The sequence below is a fragment of the Streptomyces sp. WI03-4A genome, assembly GCF_033792105.1.
Classification (GTDB): Bacteria; Actinomycetota; Actinomycetes; order Streptomycetales; family Streptomycetaceae; genus Streptomyces; species Streptomyces collinus_A.
The window spans coordinates 74,275-92,187 of sequence record NZ_JARAUO010000019.1 but is presented as its reverse complement, the minus strand read 5'-3'; the positions used below and the strand labels follow the sequence as shown (position 1 = coordinate 92,187).

17 protein-coding genes are annotated in these 17,913 nt (G+C 73.1%); 3 read left to right on the top strand and 14 right to left on the bottom strand.

Going from position 1 to position 17,913, the window contains the following annotated elements; all coding sequences use genetic code 11:
• Window positions 1-9: 9 nt before the first annotated feature.
• Window positions 10-1,008 (top strand): aldo/keto reductase, encoded by a 999-nt coding sequence (locus tag PV343_RS20505; RefSeq protein ID WP_319148417.1) that lies wholly within the window; start codon window positions 10-12, stop codon window positions 1,006-1,008.
• A 96-nt stretch (window positions 1,009-1,104) separates the two neighbouring features.
• Window positions 1,105-2,244 (top strand): PQQ-dependent sugar dehydrogenase, encoded by a 1,140-nt coding sequence (locus PV343_RS20500; protein ID WP_319148446.1) that lies wholly within the window; start codon window positions 1,105-1,107, stop codon window positions 2,242-2,244.
• Window positions 2,245-2,253: 9 nt separating this feature from the next.
• On the opposite strand, the gene PV343_RS20495 is transcribed toward PV343_RS20500, so the two are convergent.
• The 12 genes from PV343_RS20495 to PV343_RS20440 form a co-directional block, all read right to left on the bottom strand.
• Entirely contained in the window at window positions 2,254-2,463 is a 210-nt protein-coding gene (locus PV343_RS20495) for a DUF6191 domain-containing protein (RefSeq protein WP_319148416.1), read from the bottom strand.
• Between the two features lie 36 nt (window positions 2,464-2,499).
• Window positions 2,500-5,571, bottom strand: a complete 3,072-nt coding sequence (locus PV343_RS20490) for a helix-turn-helix transcriptional regulator (protein ID WP_319148415.1) — start codon at window positions 5,569-5,571, stop codon at window positions 2,500-2,502.
• Between the two features lie 158 nt (window positions 5,572-5,729).
• On the bottom strand, window positions 5,730-5,921 hold the full coding sequence (locus PV343_RS20485; RefSeq protein ID WP_319148414.1) for a hypothetical protein: 192 nt from the start codon (window positions 5,919-5,921) through the stop codon (window positions 5,730-5,732).
• A 197-nt stretch (window positions 5,922-6,118) separates the two neighbouring features.
• Entirely contained in the window at window positions 6,119-6,688 is a 570-nt protein-coding gene (locus tag PV343_RS20480) for a hypothetical protein (protein ID WP_319148413.1), read from the bottom strand.
• 83 nt (window positions 6,689-6,771) lie between these two features.
• Window positions 6,772-7,347, bottom strand: coding sequence for a GNAT family N-acetyltransferase (locus PV343_RS20475; protein ID WP_319148412.1), 576 nt, complete (start codon window positions 7,345-7,347; stop codon window positions 6,772-6,774).
• A 73-nt stretch (window positions 7,348-7,420) separates the two neighbouring features.
• Window positions 7,421-7,798, bottom strand: a complete 378-nt coding sequence (locus tag PV343_RS20470; RefSeq protein ID WP_319148411.1) for a hypothetical protein — start codon at window positions 7,796-7,798, stop codon at window positions 7,421-7,423.
• Window positions 7,799-7,881: 83 nt separating this feature from the next.
• The gene (gene gatB / locus PV343_RS20465; RefSeq protein ID WP_319148410.1) at window positions 7,882-9,396 is read right to left on the bottom strand and encodes an Asp-tRNA(Asn)/Glu-tRNA(Gln) amidotransferase subunit GatB; all 1,515 of its coding nucleotides are present in this window, start codon (window positions 9,394-9,396) and stop codon (window positions 7,882-7,884) included.
• A gap of 16 nt (window positions 9,397-9,412) precedes the next feature.
• Window positions 9,413-9,652, bottom strand: coding sequence for a hypothetical protein (locus tag PV343_RS20460; RefSeq protein WP_020942391.1), 240 nt, complete (start codon window positions 9,650-9,652; stop codon window positions 9,413-9,415).
• Window positions 9,649-11,148: an Asp-tRNA(Asn)/Glu-tRNA(Gln) amidotransferase subunit GatA gene (gene gatA / locus PV343_RS20455; protein ID WP_319148409.1), complete on the bottom strand. Its 1,500-nt coding sequence runs from the start codon at window positions 11,146-11,148 to the stop codon at window positions 9,649-9,651. Before gatA ends, PV343_RS20460 begins: the two co-directional genes overlap by 4 nt.
• Before the next feature lie 5 nt (window positions 11,149-11,153).
• On the bottom strand, window positions 11,154-11,450 hold the full coding sequence (gene gatC / locus PV343_RS20450) for an Asp-tRNA(Asn)/Glu-tRNA(Gln) amidotransferase subunit GatC (RefSeq protein ID WP_004925108.1): 297 nt from the start codon (window positions 11,448-11,450) through the stop codon (window positions 11,154-11,156).
• A 103-nt stretch (window positions 11,451-11,553) separates the two neighbouring features.
• Window positions 11,554-12,048: a cupin domain-containing protein gene (locus PV343_RS20445; RefSeq protein ID WP_319148408.1), complete on the bottom strand. Its 495-nt coding sequence runs from the start codon at window positions 12,046-12,048 to the stop codon at window positions 11,554-11,556.
• Between the two features lie 103 nt (window positions 12,049-12,151).
• Window positions 12,152-12,523 carry a DUF4267 domain-containing protein gene (locus PV343_RS20440; protein WP_319148407.1) on the bottom strand — a complete coding sequence of 124 codons (372 nt, stop codon included), beginning with the start codon at window positions 12,521-12,523 and terminating at the stop codon, window positions 12,152-12,154.
• Window positions 12,524-12,609: 86 nt separating this feature from the next.
• Between PV343_RS20440 and PV343_RS20435 the strand changes: the two genes are divergently transcribed.
• Window positions 12,610-13,188 carry a TetR/AcrR family transcriptional regulator gene (locus PV343_RS20435; protein ID WP_319148405.1) on the top strand — a complete coding sequence of 193 codons (579 nt, stop codon included), beginning with the start codon at window positions 12,610-12,612 and terminating at the stop codon, window positions 13,186-13,188.
• A gap of 21 nt (window positions 13,189-13,209) precedes the next feature.
• Here the strand turns inward: PV343_RS20435 and PV343_RS20430 are convergent, their stop codons facing one another.
• Entirely contained in the window at window positions 13,210-15,450 is a 2,241-nt protein-coding gene (locus PV343_RS20430; RefSeq protein WP_319148404.1) for a putative bifunctional diguanylate cyclase/phosphodiesterase, read from the bottom strand.
• Window positions 15,451-15,710: 260 nt separating this feature from the next.
• A complete protein-coding gene (gene ligA / locus PV343_RS20425) occupies window positions 15,711-17,846 on the bottom strand; it encodes an NAD-dependent DNA ligase LigA (RefSeq protein ID WP_387953657.1) in 2,136 nt (711 codons plus the stop codon).
• Between the last annotated feature and the right edge of the window lie 67 nt (window positions 17,847-17,913).

The window sequence follows — 17,913 nt, the reverse complement described above, 5'->3', positions numbered from 1 at the left end:
CACGGGCACGTGGAGCGCAGGACGATCGGCGCGGGGGCGCTCGCGGTGGGGGCCGTCGGACTCGGGTGCATGCCGATGAGCTGGGCGTACAGCGGTTCGCGGCAGCGGGGCGACGCCTCGCTCAGAACCGTGCACCGGGCACTGGACCTCGGCTCGACCCTGCTGGACACGGCCGACATGTACGGCCCGTTCACCAATGAGCTGCTGCTGGGGCGGGTGCTCAAGGAGCGGCGCCCGGAGGCGTTCGTGTCGACCAAGGTGGGCCTGCTCGTGGGTGAGCAGCACATCGTGGCCAACGGCCGTCCGGGCTATGTCCGGCGGGCGTGCGACGCCTCGCTGCGGCGGCTGCAGACGGACGTGATCGACCTCTACCAGCTGCACCGCACGGACCCCGAGGTCCCGGTCGAGGAGACCTGGGGCGCGATGGCCGATCTGGTGCGGGCCGGGAAGGTGCGGGCGCTCGGGCTGTGCGCGGTGGGCGCGCGCGGCCACCGCCGTTCCGGGTCCCGGTTGCACGACACCACGCTCCGCCAGTTGCAGCGGGTGCAGCAGGTCTTCCCGGTGAGCGCGGTGCAGGCGGAGCTCTCGGTGTGGTCGCAGGAGGCGCTGGACGCGCTGCTGCCCTGGTGCGAGTCGCGTGGCGTGGGCTTCCTGGCGGCGATGCCCCTGGGCAACGGGTTCCTGACCGGCACGCTCACGCCGGGCGAGGGGTTCGAACCGGACGACGTCCGGGCCCGCCACCCTCGCTTCACGGCCGAGATGATGGCGTCCAACCAGCCGATCGTCGCCGGTCTGCGCCGGGTCGCGCGCCGGTACGGCGAGGATGTGACCGCCGCTCAGGTGGCCCTCGCCTGGGTGCTCGCCCAGGGCCGTCATGTGATCGCGCTGCCCGGGACCAAGCAGGAGCGCTGGGCCGCGGAGAACGCGGCGGCGGCCGGGCTGCGGCTGTCCGCCGAGGACCTCCTCGAGGTGTCCGGGCTGCCCGCGGCACAGGGGTCCTGGGACTGAGCGACTTCGCGGGAACGGGAACCCGGGCGGTGTGAGCGGTGTATGAGAGTCAGTAGCCGACGCCTCGAAGGGACCAAGACCGTGCCACGTCGACATGTGACGGCCGTGCTGGCCGCGACCGCGCTCCTGCTGACGGCGGGCTGCTCCGGCGGCGGAAGCCCGCCGGGCGGCGGCATGGCGCCGGTGACCACGACCCCGGGGGGCACGGCGTCCTCGCGGGCCGCCGGGCCGACGCCGCCGGCCAAGGGGTCGGTGCGGGTGCTGCGCACGGTGGCCGAGGGCCTGAAGTCCCCCTGGGGTCTGGCCCCGCTGCCGGGCGGCGGCCTGCTGGTCTCCTCCCGCGACGACGGCACCCTCACCCGGATCGACGAGGGGACGGGCCACAAGACCCTGCTGGGCACGGTGTCCGGGGTGTCCGCGGCCGGCGAGGGCGGTCTGCTGGGCATCGCCCTGTCACCCGGTTTCGCCTCGGACCACATGATCTACGCCTACTTCACCTCGGTCTCGGACAACCGCATCGTCCGGGTGCTGTACGACGAGCACAAGCCGGCGGGCGAACAACTGGGCGCGCCGGACACGGTGTTCAGGGGCATCCCTAAGGGCTTCATCCACAACGGCGGGCGGATCGCCTTCGGCCCCGACGGGATGCTCTACGCGGGCACCGGCGAGAGCGGCGACCGCGGGCTGGCCCAGGACCGGAAGTCGCTGGGCGGCAAGATCCTGCGGCTGACCCCGGAGGGCGAGCCGGCCCCCGGCAACCCGTTCCCGCACTCCCCCGTGTACTCCTACGGCCACCGCAACGTCCAGGGCCTGGCCTGGGACCGCCGACAGCGGCTGTTCGCCTCGGAGTTCGGGCAGGACACCTGGGACGAGCTGAACGCGATCAAGCCGGGCGGGAACTACGGCTGGCCGGACGCCGAGGGCGAGTCCTCCGACCCCCGCTTCGTCGGCCCCGTCGCCGAGTGGCACACCGACGACGCCTCCCCCAGCGGGATCGCCTACGTCGACGGGGTGATCTGGATGGCGGCGCTGAAGGGGCAGCGCCTGTGGCGCATCCCGCTGAACGGCACCAAGGCCTCGGCACCTCCGCGGGCCTTCCTCACCGGCGAGTACGGCCGGTTGCGCACCGTGGTTTCGGCGGGCGGCGGCAAGGTGTGGCTGGTGACGAGCAACACCGACGGCCGCGGCAAGCCCAAGAAGGGGGACGACCGGGTGCTGGAGGTGCGGGTGAGGTAGCCCCACGGCTCACCCCGGATCCGGCGCCTCCTGCTCCTCGGCGGCGCCGGCGGCGGACTGCCCGGGCCGGCGGACGACGACCTTTCCCGAGGCAAGGTCTATGGGCCCGCGGGCGGGATCGGCGTCGCCGACGTCCTCCCGGGTCAGTTCCAGGCGTTTCTGTTCGTCATGAGTGTGCTTGCGGCCAGGCGCGAACAGTTCCTCGAAGGCGTTGAACACGGCTTCTCCCCCCTGCCGGACTCATCCAGCGTACGGTCACCCGGCCGACGGTGCGGCGAGCGAGCCCTCCGGGAACAGCCCAAGGCGGTGCGCCACCGCCGCCGCCTCCCCCCTTCCCGAGACGCCGAGCTTGGCGAGGATGTTGGAGACGTGGACGCTCGCCGTCTTCGGCGAGATGAACAGCTCCTCGGCTATCTGGCGGTTGGTGCGGCCGGCCGACACCAGGCGCAGGACGTCCCGCTCCCGGCCGGTGAGGCCGAGGGCCTCGGCCGGGTCGGCCGGGTCGGGGGCCTGCCGCGGGGAACCGGCCAGGGTGAGGCGGGCGCGCTGGGCCAGCCGGGCGACCGCGTCGCCGAGCGGGCGGGCCCCGAGGTGGCCGGCGACGGCGCCGGCCAGCCGCAGCAGTTCCACGGCGCGCTCGCGTCCGTCCTCGCCGCCCTCGGCGAGCAGGGTCTGGGCCAGGCGGTACCGGACGCGGGCGAGGTCGTAGGGGCGGTCCAGGCACTCGAACGCGGCGACCACCCGAGACCAGACCTCCGCGGTGTCCTGGCCCTCGGCGCGGTGCAGTTCGGCCTGGACCCACTGCTGGTGGGCCAGCCAGATCGGTGCGCCGGTGGTGAGTCCCCGGGCGGTCTCGCGCAGCCGGTCGAGGATCTCGGCGCGGCCGTCCGCCGCGGCGGGCAGGGTCCGGGCGTCGGCCTCGGCGACGGCGGCGGCCAGCAGCAGGAGCCAGGCGTAGCGCTGGGTGCCGGGCGGGAACCCCGCTTCCAAGGCGGTGCGCAGCTCGGCGCGGGCGTCGAGGATACGGCCCTCCGCCGCGGCGACCCCGATGACGACGCGGACCACCCGCAGGGACTGCTGGGGCACGGGGTCGTGGCGGCCGTAGCGGGCGCCGGCGGTGGCCAGGTGCCGGGCCGCCTCGGCGAGGTCGCCCCGGGCGAGCGCGAGCTGGGCAAGGCGCAGGGAGCCGGAGCCCTGGGGCCTGGCGCTGTGTCCGACGCGCAGCGCGTGCTCCGCGGCGTCGGCGGCCTCGGACCACCGGCCGAGCGTGTACAGCGAGTCGGAGAGGTTGCCCCACACCCAGGCCTCGGTGTCCAGCAGCCCGAACTCGCGGGCGAAGGCGGTCCCCTCGCGCAGCAGGGGCACGGCCTCGCGGGAGCGGCCGACCGCCTGCAGCGCGGACGGCAGGTTCACGAAGGCCCGGCCGGCCACGCCGCTCACGCCTTCGCGGAGCGCGTCCTCCTGCACCCGGGACATCTCCGCCAGTCCGGCCTCGGTGTCGCCGGCGTCGACCATGAGGCCGCCGAGGGTGAGGCGGGCGTTGAGCTCGATCTCCCGGGCGCCGACCATGCGCGCGTACTCGACGGCCCGCTCGGCGGCGGCGAAGGCCTCGGGTCCGGGCCGGTGCAGCATGGACCAGCCGGCGGCCTCCGCCAGTACCTCGGCGTGCACCTCCGAGGGCGGCAGACCGCGGACCAGGTCCTGCGCGGTGGACAGTTCCGGCCAACCGTCGCCGCGGGCCAGGGCCTGGACGACCCGGGAGCGCTGCACCCAGAACCAGGCGGCGCGCAGCGGGTCCGGCTCCTCCTCCAGCAGGCGCAGGGCACGCTTGATGATCTTGAGTGCGCGTTCGCGTTCCCCGGCGAAGCGGCCCGCGGCCGCGGCCTCCGCCATCAGGTCGAGGTAGCGCAGCGGGGTGGTCGCCGGGTCGCAGCCGCTGGGGGTCCCCCCGCGCCTTTGGGGCAGCGAAGGAGGGTAGACGTCGGTGAAGTCCACCGGGCGCAGGGCGTCGCGCACCTCCGCGGGAGCGGTGTCCCACAGCTCCATCGCGCGCTCCAGGAAGCGCAGTTGCTCGGTGTAGGCGTGTCTGCGGCGGGCCACCACGGAGGCGTCGAGGATCGCGGGCAGGGCCCGGGCGGGGTCGTGCGCGTGGTACCAGTAGCCGGCCAGGCGGACCACGCGTTCGTCGGCGGGGACGAGCGTGGGGTCGGCCTCCAGGGCCTCGGCGTAGCGGCGGTTGAGACGGGAGCGTTCACCGGGCAGCAGGTCGTCGGCGACGGCCTCGCGGACCAGGGCGTGCCGGAAGCGGTAGCCGTCGCCGTCCGGTGTCGCGGTGAGGATGTTGGCGCCGACGGCGGCCCGTAGCGCCTCGATGAGGTCGTCCTCGGGGAGCCCGGCGACGGCGGCGATGAGCCCGTACTCCACGGTGGAGCCGCCCTCGGCGGCGATCCGGGCGACCCGCTGGGTCCGCTCGGGCAGCGCCTCGACCCGGACCAGGAGCAGGTCGCGCAGGGAGTCGGTGAGTCCGGTGCAGCAGCCCTCGCCGGCGGCGACGGCGAGTTCCTCGACGAAGAAGGCGTTGCCGTCGGAGCGTTCGAAGATCTCGTCGACCTGGGCGGGGTCGGGTTCGGTGGCGAGGATGCCGGCGATCTGGCGGGCGACCTCCGCGCGGGTGAAGCGGGCCAGTTCCAGGCGGCGGACGGTGCGCAGTCGGTCGAGTTCGGCGAGCAGGGGGCGCAGCGGGTGGCGGCGGTGGACGTCGTCGGCGCGGTAGGTGGCCAGGACGAGGAGGCGGCCGGTGCGCAGGGTGCGGAAGAGGTAGGTGAGGAGGTGCCGGGTGGAGGCGTCGGCCCAGTGCAGGTCCTCCAGGACGAGCGCCACCGTGTGCCGGGCGGCGACCCGCTCCAGCAGCCGGGCGGTGAACTCGAACAGGCGGGCCGTGCCGCGTTCGTCGGGGCGGCCGGGGCCGGTCTCGCCGAGTTCGGGCAGCAGCCGGGCCAGTTCCTCCTCCTGCCCGGCCACGGCGGCGGCGAACTCCTCCGGCAGGGCGTCCCGCAGCACGCGCAGCGCGGTGGAGAAGGGTGCGAAGGGCAGCCCGTCGGCGCCGATCTCCACACAACCGCCCACGGCGACGGCGGCGCGGCGGCAGGCGGTCGCGGCGAACTCCTCGACGAGGCGGGTCTTGCCCACGCCGGCCTCACCGCCGAGCAGCAGCGCCTGGGGCTCGCCCGCGGCGGCACGGGCGAGCGCGTCGTTCAGGGTGTCCAACTCGCCGGTGCGGCCGACGAACACGGGACTGACGGACCTGGTCTCCACAGGCCCGAGCATCGCACGAGGTCCGGAGAGCGCGGCACCCGTTTTCCACAGGTCCGGTGTGATCGTCGTACCGACGGGCCGCAGGGCCGGGTCCTCCTCGACGCGAGGTGCCCGGCCCTGCTCCCGCGGACGGCCGACCCCCGTGCGGCCGCCCGCCACCGCCCGGCCCCTCACGCGGTGCGCGGGAGCCGGTGTCCGCGCGGGCGGTCGGTATGGGTCTCCGCCTCGGGGGCGTTGCGCAGGGCGGCCGCCGCGCGCCGGGCGGCGCGGCCGCCGCGGGCGACCTCGCGGGCCAGGCGCTCCTGCGCGGCCTCGTGGCGCAGTTCGGCGGAGCGCATCCGGAGCAGGTCGAGCTCGTACATGGCGTGTCCTTCGGTCGAGGTGGGTTTCGTGCTTCGCTTTCCGCGATGCCTCCACCTTCGTCTCCCAGGGGGGTGCGCCACATCGGGAGAGTTCCGCATCTTGGGCCTGAACGCGGGCCCCGGACACGCGTAAGGGGCCTCAGGGGCTCCGTAAGGGGGTACGGATTCCCTAAGGCCCCCGGGGACCTGCGGTTATCTCAGCCGGTGGAGGGCAGGGCCAGCAGCGCGTCCGAGTACTTCAGGACGGCCAGCAGCAGGCCGACGACGCCGAGCGAGACGCCCGCCCAGGCGACCGACCTGATCCAGGCGGCCTGCGGACGCCCTGGGGTGCCGAACGCGGGCCGGACCAGCACGACCACGCCGACGACCAGCGCGGCCAGCGCGAACAGGCCGGCCCACAGCGCGGTGGTGTGCCAGGCGTCGCCGTAGACCTCCTTGATCTGCTTGCCGACGCTCGCCCCCGACGAGGTCCGGAGCTGCCCGACCAGGGTCTCGCGGGCGGCGGCGACGGTGCCGATCCAGCCGCCGCTGAGCGACACCAAGCCCAGCGCGGCGGAGACGACGGCGCCCGCTCCCTGGCCGACGCCGGGCGACTTCTCCCGGACTTCCCCGGACTCCGCGCCGTACTCGGCGACTTCGGCGCCCTCGGCCCCGGCGGCGGCCTCCTCCGTCTCCGCCTCCCGCACCTCGTCCTCGGTGCCCGCCGCGGCCTCCTGCCGCGCCCGCTCGTCGTCGGTCCTGCTCACGTCCGCTGTCTTCGTTGCCATGCCCGGCACCGTACGGACGCTCTCTGAGAGCTCTCTTAACGACGTGACGACCTGACGACCTGCGAACCTGACGGCCCGACGGCCTAGCGACCGTCGCCGGCGCCGTCCGCGCGGGCCGACCGCCACTCGGGGGCCAGCAGCGCCCAGATCTCGGTGTCCGTGCGCACGCCCCGGTGCGGGTGGTTCTCCCGGAGCACGCCCTCCCGGCTCATGCCGAGCCGGCGCGCCACGTTGAGGCTGCCCTCGTTCGCGGAGGAGGCGTGCCACTCCACCCGGTGCATGCCGCGCTCGTCGAACGCCCAGTCCAGCAGCAGCCGCATGGCGCGGGTGACGAGTCCGCGCCCGGCCGCCGCGGGCTCCAGCCAGCAGCCGGCCTCGCAGACCCCGCTCGGGGTGTCCCAGACCCGGAACAGCACACCGCCCACCAGCCGTCCGTCGAGCCAGATGCCGTGCAGTGCGCCCGCGTCGGCGGCGCGCTTGTCCGCGTAGGAGCGGATCCAGGCGCGGGCGCCGTCCAGGTCGCCCACCACGTCCGCGAGGCCGATGTGGCGGCCGATGAACTCGCGTCCCCGGTCGATGTTGGCGAGCAGGTCGGCCGCGTGCCAGACCTCCAGGGGCCGCAGTTCCGCGCCGTCGTCACCCAGGGATGTCGCGTACATCGCGTTCCCGCTCCTCTCGCACGTTCCCCGGTTCCACCACCGGGACCTGGCCGAGCCTCTCATGGGCGGCCCGTCAGTCGAACTGGTCCCCGACGGCCATGACGGTCGTCCCGGCGACCAGCAGCCACAGGGCCCGGCGGGTTCGGCCCCGGAGGCCGAGGACCGCGGCGAGGGCGCACAGGGCGGCGCCGAGGGCGTAGGCGGCGGGCACGAGCGCGGGTTCGGAGCCGGTGAGACGCAGCAGTGCGGCCGCGAGGCCGGCCAGGGACAGCAGCGCTCCGGTGCCGAGGGCGGTCCAGCGGGCCCGGCGGGCTCCCCGGACGGAGTCCGCCGGGTCCTCGCTCCCGTCGGCCTCGCCGGTCTCCTGGTTCCCTTCGGTCTCCTCGGCCTCGTCGGTCCCCTCGGTCCCGGCTATGGCGGGTTCGGTGCCGGAATCGGTGCGTCCACTCATGGCGGGCGAGCGTAGCGCCTCCGCGCCCGGACACGGGTACGGCCCCGGAGGACATGCCTCCGGGGCCGTACGGGAGCGGGGACTCAGCCCTCGCTCACCCCCAGCTTCTCCAGGATGAGCTCCTTGACGCGGGCCGCGTCGGCCTGGCCGCGGGTGGCCTTCATGACCGCGCCGACCAGGGCGCCGGCGGCGGCCACCTTGCCACCGCGGATCTTGTCCGCGATGCCCGGGTTGCCGGCGATGGCCTCGTCGACGGCCGTGCCGAGCGCCGAGTCGTCGGAGACCACCTTGAGGCCGCGCTTGTCGACGACCTCGTCCGGGGTGCCCTCGCCCGCGAGGACGCCCTCGATGACCTGGCGGGCCAGCTTGTCGTTCAGGTCGCCCTTGGTGACCAGCTCGGTCACCCGGGCGACCTGCGCCGGGGTGATCGCCAGCTCGTCCAGCGCCTTGCCGGACTCGTTGGCGCTGCGCGCCAGTTCGCCCATCCACCACTTGCGGGCGGAGGCCGCGTCGGCACCGGCGTCGATCGTCGCGACGATCAGGTCCAGCGCGCCGGCGTTGGTGATGGACTGCATGTCGGTGGCGGAGATGCCCCACTCGGCGAGCAGCCGGGTGCGGCGGGCCAGCGGCAGCTCGGGGAGCGCCGCGCGGATCTCCTCGACCCACTCGCGGGAGGGGGCCACCGGGACGAGGTCGGGCTCCGGGAAGTACCGGTAGTCCTCGGCCTCCTCCTTCACGCGGCCCGAGGTCGTGGACCCGGTGTCCTCGTGGAAGTGGCGGGTCTCCTGGACGATCGTGCCGCCCGAGGACAGCACGGCCGCGTGCCGCTGGATCTCGAAGCGGGCCGCGCGCTCCACCGAGCGCAGCGAGTTGACGTTCTTCGTCTCGGAGCGCGTACCGAACTTCTCGGTGCCGTTCGGGCGCAGCGAGAGGTTCACGTCGCAGCGCATCTGGCCCATCTCCATGCGGGCCTCGGAGACGCCGAGCGCCCTGATGAGCTCGCGCAGCTCGCGCACGTAGGCGCGGGCGACCTCGGGAGCGCGCTCGCCCGCGCCCTCGATCGGCTTGGTGACGATCTCGATGAGCGGGATGCCGGCGCGGTTGTAGTCCAGCAGCGAGTGGGACGCGCCGTGGATACGGCCGGTGGCGCCGCCGACGTGCGTCGACTTGCCGGTGTCCTCCTCCATGTGGGCGCGTTCGATCTGCACGCGGAAGGTCTCGCCGTCCTCCAGCTGCACGTCGAGGTAGCCGTCGAAGGCGATCGGCTCGTCGTACTGGGAGGTCTGGAAGTTCTTCGGCATGTCCGGATAGAAGTAGTTCTTCCGGGCGAAGCGGCACCACTCGGCGATCTCGCAGTTCAGCGCGAGACCGATCTTGATCGCGGACTCCACCCCGGTCGCGTTGACGACCGGCAGCGCGCCCGGCAGGCCGAGGCAGACGGGGCAGGTCTGGGTGTTCGGGTCGGCACCGAGCGCCGTCGAACAGCCGCAGAACATCTTGGTCTTGGTGCCGAGTTCGACATGGACCTCGAGGCCCATGACGGGGTCGTACGACGCCAGCGCGTCCTCGTACGACACCAGGTCGGTCGTGGTGGTCACGGTGAAAACTTCCCTCTCAGCCCAGCAGGACGTCGTCGTCGCCCAGCCGCTTCAGCTCGCGGTAGAGGATGGCGAGGCCGGTGACGATCGCGACGGCGGACACGGTGGCGTCGATCAGCCGCAGCGTGTCGTGCTCGGCGCGCGCCTTCTTGATCTGCTTGGCCACACCGAACGCGCCGAACGCGGTCCCGGCCATCGACAGGTACGTGCCGGACTTCGACTTCTTGAAGCCCTTGGCCTTGTTCAGTGCACTCACAGCGACGGAGCCTCCTCGAGCAGCGGGTGCCCCCACTTTTCCACGAAGGCGGCCTCGACGGCGGCACCCACCTTGTACAGGCGGTCGTCCTTCAGGGCCGGGGCGATGATCTGCAGGCCCACCGGGAGGTTGTCCTCCGGGGCGAGGCCGCACGGCAGCGACATGGCCGCGTTGCCCGCCAGGTTGGTGGGGATGGTGCACAGGTCGGCCAGGTACATGGCCATCGGGTCGTCCGCGCGCTCGCCGATCGCGAAGGCCGTGGTCGGGGTCGTCGGGGAGACGATCACGTCGACCTGCTCGAACGCCTTCTCGAAGTCGCGCGTGATGAGCGTACGGACCTTCTGCGCGGAGCCGTAGTAGGCGTCGTAGTAGCCGCTCGACAGGGCGTAGGTGCCGAGCATGACGCGCCGCTTGACCTCCGGGCCGAAGCCCGCCTCACGGGTGAGGGAGGTGACCTCCTCGGCCGAGTGGCTGCCGTCGTCGCCGACCCGCAGGCCGTAGCGCAGGCCGTCGAAGCGGGCGAGGTTGGAGGAGCACTCGGAGGGGGCGATCAGGTAGTACGCCGACAGGGCGAGGTCGAAGGACGGGCAGTCCAGCTCGACGATCTCGGCGCCCAGCTCCCTGAGCAGCGCGACGGACTCGTCGAAGCGCTGGACGACGCCGGCCTGGTAGCCCTCGCCGCGGAACTGCTTGACCACGCCGACCCGCATGCCGGCGACGCTGCCGTTGCGCGCGGCCTCGACCACCGGCGGCACGGGGGCGTCGATGGAGGTGGAGTCGAGCGGGTCGTGCCCGGCGATGACCTCGTGCAGCAGGGCCGCGTCCAGGACCGTGCGGGCGCAGGGCCCGCCCTGGTCGAGGGAGGAGGAGAAGGCCACCATGCCGAAGCGGGAGACCGCGCCGTACGTCGGCTTCACGCCGACGGTGCCGGTGACGGCGGCCGGCTGGCGGATCGAGCCGCCGGTGTCGGTGCCGATGGCGAGCGGGGCCTGGTAGGAGGCGAGCGCGGCGGAGGAACCGCCACCGGAGCCGCCGGGGATCTTGGTCAGGTCCCAGGGGTTGCCGGTCGGGCCGTAGGCGCTGTTCTCGGTGGAGGACCCCATGGCGAACTCGTCCATGTTGGTCTTGCCGAGGATGATCACGTCGGCGGCCTTCAGCCGCTTGGTGAGCGTCGCGTCGTACGGCGGGATCCAGCCCTCGAGGATCTTGGAGCCGACGGTGGTCGGCACGCCCTCGGTGGTGAAGATGTCCTTGAGCGCGAGCGGGACGCCGGCCAGCGGGCCGAGCTTCTCGCCGCGGGCCCGCTTCTCGTCCACGGCGCGCGCCTGGGCGAGGGCGCCCTCGCGGTCGACGTGCAGGAAGGCGTGGACCTTCTCGTCCACGGCCTCGATGCGGGCGAGGTGGGCCTCGGTGACCTCGACCGCCGTGAGCTCGCCCTTGGCGATCCTCTCGGCGATCTGCGCGGCCGTGAGCTTGATGATGTTGCTGTCCGTCATGGTGGTCACTCCTCCCCCAGGATCTGCGGCACCTTGAAACGCTGCTGCTCCTGGGCCGGGGCGCCGGAGAGCGCCTGCTCGGGGGTGAGCGAGGGACGGACCTCGTCCGGCCGCATGACGTTCGTCAGCGGGAGCGGGTGCGAGGTCGGCGGTACGTCTTGGTCGGCGACCTCGCTGACGCGGGCGACCGCGCCGATGATGTCGTCGAGCTGTCCCGCGAAGTGGTCGAGTTCTTCGGGCTTCAGCTCCAGACGCGCCAGCCGGGCGAGGTGGGCGACCTCCTCGCGCGTGATGCCAGGCATGCAGCGATCCTCTGGGGTGAGAGTTAGCGGTTTGGGCCCAATCCTATGGGGCGGGGCCGGGTGCCTGTTAAACGGTTTGCCCGTCCCTGCCCCGTGGCGCCGCTCAGCCGCGTCGTGCGTCCCAGGCGGCGCTGCGCAGGAAGTGGTTGTCGTACAGCTCCTGGACCTCCAGGAGGCTCTCCGGGGTGACCTCCCCGAGGGCGACGCGGCGGAGGTGGCGGAAGTACTCGAAGCGCTCGACGCCCGGGGTGAGGACGATGAGCAGGTCGGCGTCGGCTCCGGGCACGGCGGCGAAGGCGTGCGGCCTGCCGGGCGGGACGACGACCAGGTCGCCGGGGCCGGCGGTGACCACGTCGTCGCCGGAGAGGATCTCGGCGGCGCCGTCGAGCAGGAAGAACATCTCCGCGGAGTTGTCGTGCCAGTGCGGCTTGGCGCCGTCGGCGCCCGCCGTGAGGGTGACGCGCTGGGTGGACAGGGCTCCGCCGGTCCGGCTGCTGTCGGCCAGCAGGCGCACGGTGGCGGGCGCGCGGCCGACGACCTCGGCCTCTGCCTCACGGACGATCACGGTCTCGTCGAACTTCGGAACGAACAGCGACATCTGCTTCTGCCCCCGGTGCTGGTGCGGATGTGTACGGACGTGTGCTGACGTGCAAGAACGTGGCCGGACGGTTGCCGACGTGGTCCGACGGGTGCCGCGGTGATCAGACGAGGAAGAGCAGCGCGGCACTGATCAGGACCACGACCGCGGTGGCGAAGTGGATCCCGAAGGCTACGGCCTTGGCACCGCCGTTGCGCAGCACTATCAGCGTGTCGGCCAGCGGGACGAGGGCCACAGCGACCATGAACCACGCCTCGGCGTGCGCACCGGCGAAGGCGAGCACCAGGAGCCCCACGACACCGAGGGCGCCGTCCCGTGAGCCCTTGACGGTGAGGTAGGCGCCGGCGTCGCCGCCCGGGTCGGCCGGGACGCCGTAGCCGGCGGCCGCCGGGCCGGGCTGGAACAGGAACCGGTAGCCGAGGAACAGGCAGAACAGGTCGAGCACGACGGCCAGGGTGTACGCGGTGACGGTCATTTCCCACTCCTTGCTAGCGGCGCTATATGTGAGAGCGACGCTAGCAGAGCGGCGACAGAATGACTAGCGTCGCTAGAATCACGGTCATGTCGATCCAGAGGCGCCGGGAGCGCGAACGAGCGGAACGCGAGCGGCTGATCGTGACGGCGGCACTGCGGCTGGCCGAGGCGGAGGGCTGGGACGCGGTGACCACCCGCCGGCTGGCCGCCGGGATCGAGTACAGCCAGCCGGTGCTCTACAGCCATTTCAGGGGCAAGACCGCGATCATGGCGGCGGTCGCCGTGCGGGGCTGCGCGGACCTGGCCGCCGAGCTGCGGGCGGCGCGCGCGGCGGCAGGCGGGGTACGGGAGTCACTGGCGGCGGTGGCGGAGACGTACACGTCCTTCGCCCGGCGCCGCCCCGCCCTCTATGACGCGATGTTCACCCACCTGGTGGACCTGCCGTTCGCGACGGAGGAGACACCGTCACCGCTACGGGAGGCGTTCGGGGAGCTGCTGGGCGTGGTGGAGCCGGTCGCCGCCGAGGGCGAGGAGCCGGTCCTGTTGACGGAGACGTTCTGGGCGGGCCTGCACGGCCTGGCGACGCTCACGAGAAGCGGCAGGCTCCCGGGGGAGGCACACGCCAGGAGGCTGGGCCTGCTGATCGACCACTTCGCGCGTGACTGACCGGGCGCGGCGGCGGAAGGGCTACTCCGCCGCCGGCAGGGCCGCGCGGGGGCGTTGCCAGCCCCGGGAGCCGCGGGCGCGCAGCCATGCCGTCGTCTCGTCCGGCGGCATCGCGGCGGCGACCAGCCAGCCCTGCACCGCGTCGCAGCCGAGGTCGCGCAGCCGCTCCCAGGTCTCGTCGTCCTCCACTCCTTCGGCGACGACCAGCAGGCCGAGGGAGTGCGCCAGGTCGACCGTGCAGCGCACGATCTCCGCGTCCTCGTTGTCCACCGCGAGCCGGGCCACGAAGGACCGGTCGATCTTCAGCTCGCTGACCGGCAGCCGGCGCAGATGCACCAGTGAGGAGTAGCCGGTGCCGAAGTCGTCGAGCGACATCTTCACGCCGTGCCCGGTGAGCCCGGCGAGGGTGTCGGCGGCCCGCTGCGGGTCCTCCAGGAGGACGTGCTCGGTGATCTCCAGCTGGAGCGCTCCCGCCGGGACACCGTGCCGGGCCAGACGGGCCGCGACGGAGCCGGCGAAGCCGGGCGTGTGGACGTCGCGCGGGGAGACGTTCACGGCCACCGGGACCCTGAGCCCCTGCGCCCGCCACCGGGCGACCTGCGCGAGGGCGGTCTCCAGCACGTACTCCGTCAGGTGGGGCATCAGCCCCGAGGACTCGGCGATGGCGATGAACTCGTCCGGCGGAACCTTCCCGCGTTCGGGGTGCACCCAGCGCACCAGCGCCTCGAGACCCACGACCTGCCCGTCGAAGCGGACCTTGGGCTGGTAGTGCACCTGCACCTCGTGCTTGTCCAGCGCCCGGCGCAGGTCACCCAGCAGGCCGAGGCGGTCCGGGGTGTTGGAGTCCCGCTTCGACTCGTAGACCTCGACGCCCGTGCGGTCGCGCTTCGCCTGGTACATCGCCACGTCGGCCCGCCGCAGCAGCCCCTCCGCGTCCAGCGCGTGGTCGGGGAAGACGGCGACGCCCGCGCTGGCCTCCAGGACGAGGGTGAGGCCGTCGAGGTCGAGCGGGGAGCTGAGGGCGGCGACGAGGCCGCGGGCGACCCGGGTGGCCGAGGTGGTGGAGTCGGCGACCGGCAGTAACACGGCGAACTCGTCACCGCCGAGCCGGGCCGCCTCCGCGCCGCGCGGCAGGGCGACCCGCAGCCGGTCGGCGATCTGGAGCAGCAGCCGGTCACCGGCGAGATGACCGAGGGTGTCGTTCACCGACCGGAAACGGTCGAGGTCGATCAGCATGAGGGCCGCGCGGGCGCCGATCCGCTCGGCGTCGTCCAGCGCGGTCCAGATCCGCTCCAGCAGCCACTGCCGGTTGGGCAGTCCGGTCAGCGGGTCGCGCAACTGCTCCTCGGCGCGGGCGCGGGCCATCCACAGCGTGGAGTCGAGGGCGATGAGCGGGATCGCGAACAGCGGGAGCAGGATCGGCTGGGCGTCGGCGACCACGCACACCAGGGGCGCGATGCCGAGCAGGGCGACGGCGACCAGGCCCTGTCTGACCAGGGCGGTGCGGGCGACGGTGGGCAGTGGGCCACCGCGCGGCGCGTGCAGGTACCAGAGCAGGCCGCGGCTGACCGCGAGGTAGGCGGCCGCGACGAGCACCACCTCGGGCACGGTGGTGATGCCCCAGCTCTCGGGCCGCCAGGGCTCCTCGACGCTCGGCACCCGTCCGAAGGAGCCGAGCACCAGGGCGCCTGCGCCGATCCCGAGGATGTCCACGGCACCGTGCAGCACGCCCTGCCGCCAGCGGTGCCGCCTGGCTATGCCCACCAGGACGACGACGGTCAGGCTGACCATCCCGGCGGGCACCCAGCCGTACAGCAGCAGGACGGCGAGGGTGAGGGCGGCGCCGGAGCCGGTGCCGCCCCACCAGCGGGCGCGGCCGAGCATCACGAGGTGGCCGACGATGATGCCGGTGAGCACGGCCAGCGACCAGCCGAGCGTGTCGCACGGGAAGAGGGCGTGGTGCTGGGTGAACGCGCGGGCGAAGCCGGCGCTCAGGACGCAGCCGGCGGCGGCCACCACGGCGGCGGGCAACGGCGGCCAGGGCAGGTGCCGTTCGGCGTCGCCGCCGGGCAGCGCCGGGACGGGTTCCACGGCCAGGGGGATCGCGGTGTGCGTCTCGGCGGGGGTACCGGGTCCGGCCGGGCGCGGCCGGACGTCCGTGCGCTCTGCGCCCCGTCCGGTCCACCGGCTCTCCCGCCACGCGACCGCACGGCGGCGCAGGCGCAGCCATGAGTCCGGAGCGGCGCTCTCGGTCGGTTCCATTCCCGTCCCTCTCACAGCCGGCGGTGCCCACGCCACGCGGCCCGATGCCCGACAACCATCAGCGGCTCCGCGTCGAAGAAACCTCCTCCCGTGCCCTTCGCGGGCAGGGAGATGCCCCAGCCGCAGCTGGGCACGGCAGGCGCACACCTCAACAGTAGGACGCTGAAGGCTCCCTCGGGCAGCGGTCGTCGACGGTTGCCCGAATGCGCCCGGGCCACCCGTATGCAACTGATATGCACCGAACGGGTGGCCTTCAACCGCTACTCCGCGGAAGGAAGCGCGACTTCGGCCGCGGCCTCGGGTCCCCGCTCCAACAGGACGGCGAAACCGTCCTCGTTCAGGACCGGGACCTTGAGCTGCATCGCCTTGTCGTACTTCGACCCGGGGTTGTCACCGACCACCACGAACGAGGTCTTCTTGGACACCGATCCGGTCACCTTCGCTCCGCGGCTCTGCAGCGCGTCCTTGGCGCCGTCCCGGGTGAAGTTCTCCAGGGTGCCGGTGACGACGACGGTGAGTCCCTCCAGCGGACGCGGCCCCTCGTCCTCGCCCGCGGCCTGGTCCTCCAGCGGCACTCCGGCGGCCTTCCACTTGCGGACGATCTCGCGGTGCCACTCCTCGGCGAACCACTCCTTGAGAGCGGCGGCGATGATGGGTCCGACGCCGTCCGTACCGGCCAGCTCCACCTCGGTGGCCTGTTCGATGCGGTCGAGCGAGCGGAACTCGCGGGCGAGGGCCTGCGCGGCGACCGGGCCGACGTGCCGGATGGAGAGCCCGTTCAGGAAGCGGGCGAGCGGGCGGGACTTGGCCGCCTCGATGTTCTCCAGGAGGGCGAGGGTGTTCTTCTTCGGCTCGCCCTTCTGGTTGGCGAAGACCGTGACGACCTTCTCCTCGCCCGTCTTCGGGTCGCGCTTGGGCAGCCCGCTGTCCGGATCCAGGACGTAGGCCTTGATGGGCAGCAGCTTCTCCACCGTCAGGTCGAACAGGTCGCCCTCGTCGACCAGTGGCGGGTCGGCCGGCTCCAGCGGCTGGGTGAGCGCGGCCGCGGCCACGTCGCCGAAGTGCTCGATGTCCAGGCATTCGCGGCCCGCGAGGTAGGACAGGCGTCCCCGCAACTGGGCCGGGCAGGCACGGGCGTTGGGGCAGCGCAGGTCGATGTCGCCCTCCTTCATGGGCCGCAGCGCCGTGCCGCACTCGGGGCACTCGCCCGGCATCACGAACTCCCGCTCGCTGCCGTCCCGCAGGTCGGCCACGGGGCCGAGGATCTCCGGGATGACGTCACCGGCCTTGCGCAGCACGACGGTGTCGCCGATGAGCACTCCCTTGGCCTTGACGACCTCCTGGTTGTGCAGGGTGGCGAACTCGACCTCGCTGCCCGCGACGGTGACCGGCTCGACCTGGGCGTACGGCGTGACCCGGCCGGTGCGGCCGACCCCCACCTTGATGTCGATGAGCTTGGTGTTGACCTCCTCCGGCGCGTACTTGTAGGCGATCGCCCAGCGCGGGGCGCGCGCGGTGGAGCCGAGGCGGCCCTGGAGGCGGATCTCGTCGAGCTTGATGACGGCGCCGTCGATCTCGTGCGCCACGGAGTGGCGGTTCTCGCCGTAGTGGGCGATGAACGCGCGGACGCCGTCGAGGTCGCCGACCACGCGGTTGTGCGGGGAGGTCGGCAGCCCCCAGGTCTTCAGCAGGTCGTACGCCTGGGAGAGGCGGGTCATGCCCGAGAAGCCCTCCAGGGCGCCGATGCCGTGGACGACCATGTGCAGCGGGCGGGTGGCCGTGACCCGCGGGTCCTTCTGGCGCAGTGAACCGGCCGCCGCGTTGCGGGGGTTGGCGAAGGGCTTGTCACCGGCGGCGACCAGGCGTTCGTTCAGCTCGAGGAACTTCTCCATCGGGAAGTAGACCTCGCCGCGGATCTCCACCAGGTCCGGGACGTCGTCGCCCTTGAGACGGTCCGGGATCTCCGCGATCGTGCGGACGTTCGGGGTGATGTCCTCGCCGGTGCGGCCGTCGCCGCGGGTGGCCGCGCGGGTGAGGCGGCCGTGCTCGTAGGTGAGGTTGACCGCGAGGCCGTCGACCTTCAGCTCGCACAGGAAGTGGTACTCCTGCGCGCCCAGTTCCCGCGCGATGCGGTCGGCCCAGGCGGCCAGGTCGTCGTCGTTGAAGGTGTTGTCCAGGGAGAGCATCCGCTGGCGGTGCTCGACGGCGGTGAACTCCGTCGCGTACGACCCGGCGACCTTCTGGGTGGGCGAGTCCGGGGTGCGCAGCTCCGGGTACTCCGTCTCCAGCGCCTCCAGCGTCTTCAGGAGCTCGTCGAACTCCGCGTCGCTGACGACGGGAGCGTCCTTCACGTAGTACCGGAAGCGGTGCTCCTCGACCTGCTCCGCGAGCCGCATGTGCTTCTCGCGGGCCTCGGCGGGCACCGCCGTCGTCCGGGCTTGCTTGTCGCCGGCCACCGTGTCG

Excerpts from the sequence above, each read along its gene's own strand:
- PV343_RS20490 (WP_319148415.1), bottom strand. The coding sequence starts at position 5,571 with ATGCTCGGGCCTGTGGAGACCAGGTCCGTCAGTCCCGTGTTCGTCGGC.
- PV343_RS20485 (WP_319148414.1), bottom strand. The coding sequence starts at position 5,921 with ATGTACGAGCTCGACCTGCTCCGGATGCGCTCCGCCGAACTGCGCCAC.
- PV343_RS20480 (WP_319148413.1), bottom strand. The coding sequence starts at position 6,688 with ATGGCAACGAAGACAGCGGACGTGAGCAGGACCGACGACGAGCGGGCG.
- PV343_RS20475 (WP_319148412.1), bottom strand. The coding sequence starts at position 7,347 with ATGTACGCGACATCCCTGGGTGACGACGGCGCGGAACTGCGGCCCCTG.
- PV343_RS20470 (WP_319148411.1), bottom strand. The coding sequence starts at position 7,798 with ATGAGTGGACGCACCGATTCCGGCACCGAACCCGCCATAGCCGGGACC.
- gatA (WP_319148409.1), bottom strand. The coding sequence starts at position 11,148 with ATGACGGACAGCAACATCATCAAGCTCACGGCCGCGCAGATCGCCGAG.
- gatC (WP_004925108.1), bottom strand. The coding sequence starts at position 11,450 with ATGCCTGGCATCACGCGCGAGGAGGTCGCCCACCTCGCCCGGCTGGCG.
- PV343_RS20445 (WP_319148408.1), bottom strand. The coding sequence starts at position 12,048 with ATGTCGCTGTTCGTTCCGAAGTTCGACGAGACCGTGATCGTCCGTGAG.
- PV343_RS20440 (WP_319148407.1), bottom strand. The coding sequence starts at position 12,523 with ATGACCGTCACCGCGTACACCCTGGCCGTCGTGCTCGACCTGTTCTGC.
- PV343_RS20435 (WP_319148405.1), top strand. The coding sequence starts at position 12,610 with ATGTCGATCCAGAGGCGCCGGGAGCGCGAACGAGCGGAACGCGAGCGG.
- PV343_RS20430 (WP_319148404.1), bottom strand. The coding sequence starts at position 15,450 with ATGGAACCGACCGAGAGCGCCGCTCCGGACTCATGGCTGCGCCTGCGC.
- ligA (WP_387953657.1), bottom strand. The coding sequence starts at position 17,846 with ATGCGGCTCGCGGAGCAGGTCGAGGAGCACCGCTTCCGGTACTACGTG.